The organism is Streptomyces sp. SID3212 (assembly GCF_009865405.1).
GTDB lineage: Bacteria > Actinomycetota > Actinomycetes > Streptomycetales > Streptomycetaceae > Streptomyces.
Window position 1 is genome coordinate 1 of the sequence record NZ_WWJY01000905.1, and the last position, 6,902, is coordinate 6,902.

Genomic DNA, 6,902 nt, shown 5'->3' on the forward strand with positions numbered 1-6,902 from the left:
CGGCTTCCGCGTCACGGCCGTCCTCCCGGTGGACGCCTCGGCGAACGCCACCGCCCCGGCCGCGCCAGGGCCGGCCGCCGGGGACACGGACCGGCGCGGCGGGCGGCGGAAGACGGCGTGCGGACGCCTCAAGCCCCCCGCCCGACCGGCCGCCCGGTCCCGGGACTGCTGACGGAGTCGGGCACGGAAGGCGGGTCGACTCCGCCTTCGCCCTACCCTGTTGGCCGTGACGGACATCCCGCAGGACCACACCCCGGCCCCGAAGGTACGGCTGCTCCTCGCCGAGGACCAGGGGATGATGCGCGGCGCCCTCGCGCTGCTGCTCGGGATGGAGGAGGACATGGAGGTCGTCGCCCAAGTGGCCACCGGGGACGCCATCCTGGAGGCCGCGCTCACCTCACACCCCGACGTGGCCCTGCTCGACATCGAACTGCCCGGCCTCAGCGGCCTGGACGCCGCCGCCGAGCTGCGGGACCGGGTGCCCGGCTGTCGCGTACTGATCCTGACCACCTTCGGCCGTCCCGGGTATCTGCGCCGGGCCATGGAGGCGGGGGCGGCGGGTTTCCTGGTCAAGGACGGCCCGGTCGAGGAGCTGGCGGGCGCGGTCCGCCGGGTGCTCGCGGGCGAGACCGTCATCGATCCGGCGCTGGCCGCCGCCGCCCTGAGCGCCGGGCCGAGCCCGCTCACCGCGCGCGAGCGGGACGCGCTGAACGCGTCGGCCGACGGCGCGACCGTCGCCGACATCGCGGCGAAACTGCACCTGTCCGAGTCGACCGTACGGAACTACCTGTCGTCGGCCATCGGCAAGACGAGCACCCGCAACCGCATGGAGGCGGTACGGGCGGCCCGCCGCCAGGGCTGGCTCTGAAAGACCGGTCGGGAGTCGCTCACGTCTCCGTACGCCTCGGCAGCCACACCAGCATCAGCGTCACCCCCACGAGCAGCACCCCCGTGCCTGTCCTGAACGCCAGCGCGTACCCCGCCGTCAACGCCTCCGGCGTGGTGCCGCCCGCCGTCCGCGCCGCCGCCACTGTCGACAGGACGGCGAGACCCAGCGCGCCCCCCATCGTGCGCGACGTGTTGATCAGGCCGGAGACCAGGCCCGCCTCCCCCGGCGCGGCGCCCGCCGTGGCCAGCGCGGCCAGCGGGGTCGCGGCCAGGCCCATGCCCACCATCATCAGGATGCCGGGGCCGAGGACGACGGTGAGGTACGTCCCGTCGGCCGTCATCGTCGACTGCCAGCCGAACCCGGCCGCCGCGATCAGCGCCCCCAGCACCGCCAGGTCGCGCGCGTCGATCCGGGCCATCAGCCGGGGCGCCAGCTTGGAGCCGAGGACGATGCTCAACGAGCTGGGTATCAGGGCCAGTCCGGCGTCCAGGGGCGTGTAGCCGAGGACGTTCTGGATGTACACGGTCATGAAGAACCACGTGCTGAAGGAGGCCGCGCCACAGACGAACATCGCCGCGTTGGCCGCCGACACGGCCCGTACCCGGAACAGCCCGAGCGGCATCAGCGGCGCCTTCGTCCGCGCCTCCACCCCCACGAACAGCGCGAGCAGCAGGGCCCCGGCGGCGAGCGGCAGCAGGGTCGGCGCCGCGCCCCACCCCTCCTTCTCGGTCTGCACGATGCCGTACGCGACCAGGGCGAGGCCGGCCGTCACCAGGACCGCGCCGGGCAGGTCGAGCCGCCTGCGCTGTTCCGTACGGCTCTCCGCCAGCCACACCACGGCGCCGACCAGGACCAGCGCGCCGATCGGCACGTTGATCAGCAGCACCCAGCGCCAGGACAGCAGATCGGTGAGGACCCCGCCGACCAGTCCGCCGGCCGCCCCGCCGCCCGCGCCGACGGCCGACCAGGTGCCTATGGCCCGGGTCCTCGCGACACCCGACGGCACGGCGGCGGTCAGGATCGTGAGCGTCGCGGGCGCCAGGACGGCCGCGCCGAGCCCCTGCACGGCGCGGGCGGCGAGCAGTTGCCACCCCTCCTGGGCCAGCCCGCCCGCGAGGGAGGCCAGGGTGAAGACCGTGAGGCCGGTCAGGAACATCAGCTTGCGGCCGAAGAGGTCCGCCGCCCGGCCGCCGAGCAGCATGAATCCGGCGAAGGCGATCGCGTACGCGTTGAGGACCCATTGCAGACCCGCCGCGGACAGCCCCAGGTCGGCGCGCATCGAGGGGAGCGCCACATTGACCACGGACACGTCGAGGACGACGAGGAACTGGCCGGCGCAGGCGGCGAGGACCACCGGCCAGGTGCGGGGGGACGCGGGGGTGCGGGCGGACAGGGAGGCGCTGTCGGTTTCCGTGGCGGGTCGGGGCATGGCGGTCATGGTCCCAGGCGCCCGGCGGTCCGTACATCGGGATTTCGATGTACGACCTCCGGACCGCGCGGGGACGGTGACCTCACGTCAGGAACGCCGGCCCGACGAGGGCGACATTCATGGGCATTTGGCCATCAATTCCCCCACCTGGAGATCACCGGGGGCCGGTCCGGAATAACCGGGGCCCGAGAGAAGGTTCACAGTGCATCCACTTCGCCGGCACACCCATGCCCGCGCTCTTCCCTGCCGGAGGCCGCCCGAATGCCGCAGACGACGCACGATCAGTTCGCCGGGACTCCCCCGGTCACCCGGGAGCGCGGAACCGGCGCCATCGTCCCCGTCCTCGCCTTCGCGGGCATCACCGTCGCGGTGATGCAGACACTCCTCGTCCCGGTCATCAAGGACCTGCCCACCCTGCTGCACACGGCACCGGCCAACGCCACCTGGGTCCTGACCGCCACCCTCCTCGCCGGTGCCATCTCCACCCCGATCATGGGCCGCCTCGGCGATCTCTTCGGCAAGCGGCGCATGCTCCTCGCAAGCCTCGCCGTCATGGTCGTCGGCTCCCTGGTCTGCGGCTTCACCGACAACCTCATCGTGATGATCGCCGGCCGGGCCCTCCAGGGCTTCGCCATGGGCGCCATCCCGCTCGGCATCGGCATCATGCGCGACGAACTGCCGCGCGAGAAGCTCGGCTCGGCGATGGCCCTGATGAGCTCCTCCATCGGCGTGGGCGGCGGACTCGCCCTGCCCGCCGCCGCGGTGGTGGCCCAGAACGCCGACTGGCACACCCTGTTCTTCGGCTCGGCCGGGCTCGGCGTGCTGTCGATGGGCCTGGCCTTCTTCCTCGTACCGGAGTCGTCGGTACGGGCCGAGGGCACGTTCGACTGGCTCGGCGCGATCGGGCTCTCCGCCGGTCTGGTCGCCCTGCTGCTGCCGATCACCAAGGGCAGTGACTGGGGCTGGGGTTCCGGCACCACGCTCGGACTCTTCGCGCTGGCCGCCGTCATCCTGCTGCTCTGGGGCGTGATGGAGCTGCGGGTGGCCGCGCCGCTGGTCGACCTGCGCACCACGGCCCGCCGTGAGGTGCTGCTCACCAACCTCACCTCGATCATGGTCGGGGTGGCGTTCTACGCCATCACGCTCGTCCTGCCGCAACTGCTCCAGCTGCCCACGTCCAACGGATACGGCCTCGGCCAGTCCATGGTGGTCGCGGGCCTGTGCGTGGCCCCGCTCGGCCTGACGATGATGCTGACCGCTCCCCTCTACGCCCGGATTTCCGCCCAGTACGGGCCCAAGGTGTCCCTGATGCTCGGGATGCTGGTCATCGGTGTGGGGTACGGCGCCGGGCTCGGCCTGATGAGCGCCGTCTGGCAGACCGTCGTCATCTCGGTCGTCGTGGGCGCCGGGATCGGACTGGCCTACTCCTCGCTGCCCGCGCTGATCATCGGCGCGGTCGACCCGTCGGAGACGGGCGCGGCCAACGGGCTCAACACCCTGATGCGGTCCGTCGGCACGTCCCTGTCGAGCGCCGTCATCGGGATGGTCCTCGCGCACACGTCCGTCCAGGCGGGCGGGGTGGCGGTGCCGACCCTGCACGGCTTCCGGATCTCGTTCGTCATCGCGACGGGCGCGGTGGTCGGCGGGCTGGTGCTGGCGTCGTTCCTGCCGTCCCAGGCGGCGGGGCGCCGGGCGGCGAAGGACGCGGCGGGCGGCGGCGAACCGCTCGGGTCCGCGACGCTGGTCGCCGGGTCCGGCGGATTCCGGGGGCGGGTGCTGGACGCGTACGGCGCTCCCGTCGCGCGGGCGAACGTCACCCTGATCGACCGGGGCGGGCGGCAGGCGGGGCTGACCGTCGCGGACGAGGACGGCGGCTACACGCTGCTGCCGCCCGCCGAGGGCCACTTCGTCCTGGCGGGGACGGCCACGGGCTACGCGCCGTTCGCGTGCCCGGCCGTGTACCCCGGGGGCGGGGTGCCGGTGGAGGTCGACCTGGTGCTGGCAGAAGGGGCGCAGGAGCGGGTGCCGTCCTAGGGCGTGGTGGGGCCGGGGCCGGGGCCGGGGACGGGGTGCGGCCGGCGAGTTCGGGACCGTACGGCACCATGGACGCCCGCACCCCGTCCGTACCGCACCAGCCGCATCAGCGACACCCAGGCACACCATCCGCACCAGCCGCGCCACCGTGAGGAGAGCCCATGCCCGCCGGGACCCAGGCGATCGCACCGGAGCCGGAGGTCCTCGCGGCCTTCGAGTCCGCCAAGGGGTTCATGCCCGTCCACGAAGGGCTCGCCCTCCACGCGGCGGCGGTCGAGGCGGGCGCGCTCGGTCTGCCGCTCCTGGAGGTCGGTACGTACTGCGGGCGTTCGACGATCCTGCTGGCCGCCGCGGCCCGCGCGGCCGGCACGGTGGCCGTCACCGTCGACCACCACCGCGGCAGCGAGGAGCAGCAGCCGGGGTGGGAGTACCACGACCCGTCGGTGGTCGACCCCGATCTCGGCCTGATGGACACGCTGCCCGCCTTCCGCCGTACGCTCCACCGCGCCGGCCTGGAGGACCACGTGATCGCGGTCGTCGGCCGTTCCCCGCAGGTGGCGGCGGTGTGGGGCCGGCCGCTCGGGCTGGTCTTCGTCGACGGAGGTCACACCGACGCGCACGCCAACGGCGACTACGAGGGTTGGGCCCCGCACCTCGCCGAGGGCGGCCTGCTGGTGATCCACGACGTGTTCCCCGACCCGGCCGACGGCGGACAGGCCCCGTACCGCGTCTACCGGCGCGCCCTGTCCTCCGGCGCCTTCACCGAGGTCTCGGTGACGGACTCGCTCCGTGTCCTGCGGCGTACGGCGGCGGGACTCTGAGCCCGAGGTCTACGATCACGGGCGTGTCGTACGACGAGAGCCAGCCCGCCCCCCGCCGCCGCTTCGGCCGGACCCCGCTCACGCTCACGGTCGCCGCGCTGGTGCCGGCCGCCGTGGTGGGAGTGCTCGTCTGGCGGGGCGTGGGAGGAGCCGACAGCCACGGTGGCACCGCCGCGGCGGTCACCCCCGCCGCCTCGCCGACCGGCCGCTCCGGCACCCTGCTCGACGACGGCGTCCCCGGCGACGTGGAGCCCACCGCGCCCGGCCCCGGCCCCCTCGCGGGCAAGGTCGTCGTCATCGACCCGGGGCACAACACCCGTAACCACCTGCACACGAGCGAGATCAACCAGCAGGTGCAGATCGGCCCGACCCGCAAGGAGTGCGACACCACCGGCACGGCCACCAACGACGGTTACGCCGAGGCCCGGTTCACACTCGACGTGTCGCACCGGCTGCGCGACCTCCTGAAGAAGGAGGGCGCGACGGTGACCCTCACCCAGGACGACGACCGGCCGTTCGGCCCATGTGTGGACGAGCGCGCCCGGATCGGCAACAAGGCGAAGGCCGACGCCGTCGTCTCCGTCCACGCGGACGGCTCGGCGGTGGGCAACCGCGGCTTCCACGTCATCCTGCCCGGCCTGGTGAAGGGCGGCGGCGCCGACACCACACCCATCGTCGGCCCCTCGCGCGACCTCGGCGAGCACATCGCCGGCCGGTTCGCGGCCGTGACAGGCAGCGCTCCCTCCAACTACATCGGTGACGGTACGGGGTTGGACGTCCGCAAGGATCTCGGCGGACTCAACCTCTCGACCGTGCCGAAGGTCTTCGTGGAGTGCGGCAACATGCGGGATCCGAAGGACGCGGCGCTCCTCACCAGCGCGGAGTGGCGGCAGAAGGCGGCGCGGGGGCTCGCCGAGGGCATCAGCGGCTATCTGGCGCGCTGAGGCGCGTCCCCGGCGGCGTCACCAACGGGCCCCGGGCGTCCGGGCACCGGGCAGACGCCCCCCTCGGGCAGGCGATAGATTCATCCGTACGATGGGGAGCCGCCCCCGAGCTTCACACCGCGCACCGCCTGACGGCGGCCCACGAGACCGCCCCGACGAGACGACTGACGAAGGATTTTCACGTGAACTTCCGCTCCCTCACACGAGGCGACGGCGTGGTGATCGGAGCAGCGGTGTTGCTGTTCATCGCCTCGTTCCTCAACACGATCGGCTGCGACGGCAGTGGGTGCGACAACGCGCCGACCGCCTGGGACAACGGCGTCCTGATCCTGGGGATCTACCTGGCGGGCCTCATCGGCGCGGCACTGATCGTCGTGTCCCGCGCGCTGCCCCGGCCGCTGAAGGTCGCGGGGATCGAACTGGCCCCGTTCGGCGTCGCGTTCACGGTGTTCGCGGCGTGGACCGCGCTCGGCGCTCTCTTCGACCCGGCGGGTTCCGCGATCCTTCCCGACGGGTTCAGCGTCGACGCGGGGGCCGGGCTCATCCTCGGTTTCATCGCGGCGCTGATCCTGGCGGGCGCCGCGGTGGCGACCCCGCTCGTACCGCCGCTCAAGGCCCCGCTCCTCGGCGCCCCGAGGCCGCCGGCCCCGCAGCCGTACGCCGGACAGCCCGGCGGTCCCGGTGCTCCCGGCCAGGGGTACGGCTACCCGGGCGGCCAGCAGCCGTACGGCGCGCAGCAGGGTCAGTCCCAGCCGTACGGCGCGCAGTCCGGCCAGTCCGGGGCG

The 6,902-nt window shown here is 73.5% G+C and carries 6 protein-coding genes; 5 read left to right on the forward strand and 1 reads right to left on the reverse strand.

Going from position 1 to position 6,902, the window contains the following annotated elements; all coding sequences use genetic code 11:
• The first annotated feature begins 226 nt into the window (after positions 1-226).
• On the forward strand, positions 227-868 hold the full coding sequence (locus GT042_RS27170) for a response regulator transcription factor (RefSeq protein WP_345943938.1): 642 nt from the start codon (positions 227-229) through the stop codon (positions 866-868).
• 19 nt (positions 869-887) lie between these two features.
• Here the strand turns inward: GT042_RS27170 and GT042_RS27175 are convergent, their stop codons facing one another.
• The gene (locus tag GT042_RS27175) at positions 888-2,318 is read right to left on the reverse strand and encodes an MFS transporter (RefSeq protein WP_237531243.1); all 1,431 of its coding nucleotides are present in this window, start codon (positions 2,316-2,318) and stop codon (positions 888-890) included.
• A gap of 261 nt (positions 2,319-2,579) precedes the next feature.
• Here GT042_RS27175 and GT042_RS27180 point away from each other — a divergent pair, with 261 nt between their 5' ends.
• From GT042_RS27180 to GT042_RS27195, 4 genes are all read left to right on the forward strand, one after another.
• On the forward strand, positions 2,580-4,352 hold the full coding sequence (locus tag GT042_RS27180; RefSeq protein ID WP_161311366.1) for an MFS transporter: 1,773 nt from the start codon (positions 2,580-2,582) through the stop codon (positions 4,350-4,352).
• Between the two features lie 161 nt (positions 4,353-4,513).
• Positions 4,514-5,173, forward strand: coding sequence for a class I SAM-dependent methyltransferase (locus tag GT042_RS27185; protein ID WP_161311367.1), 660 nt, complete (start codon positions 4,514-4,516; stop codon positions 5,171-5,173).
• Between the two features lie 14 nt (positions 5,174-5,187).
• Complete coding sequence (locus GT042_RS27190; protein WP_161311370.1) at positions 5,188-6,117, forward strand: N-acetylmuramoyl-L-alanine amidase; 930 nt, start codon at positions 5,188-5,190, stop codon at positions 6,115-6,117.
• Positions 6,118-6,299: 182 nt separating this feature from the next.
• Positions 6,300-6,902, forward strand: a 603-nt coding sequence (locus tag GT042_RS27195; protein ID WP_161311368.1) for a DUF5336 domain-containing protein, incomplete at its 3' end; no start/stop codon positions are given.

Bases quoted from the DNA above. Each gene is read 5' to 3' on its own strand.
- GT042_RS27175 (WP_237531243.1), bottom strand. From the start codon at position 2,318: ATGCCCCGACCCGCCACGGAAACCGACAGCGCCTCCCTGTCCGCCCGC.
- GT042_RS27180 (WP_161311366.1), top strand. From the start codon at position 2,580: ATGCCGCAGACGACGCACGATCAGTTCGCCGGGACTCCCCCGGTCACC.
- GT042_RS27185 (WP_161311367.1), top strand. From the start codon at position 4,514: ATGCCCGCCGGGACCCAGGCGATCGCACCGGAGCCGGAGGTCCTCGCG.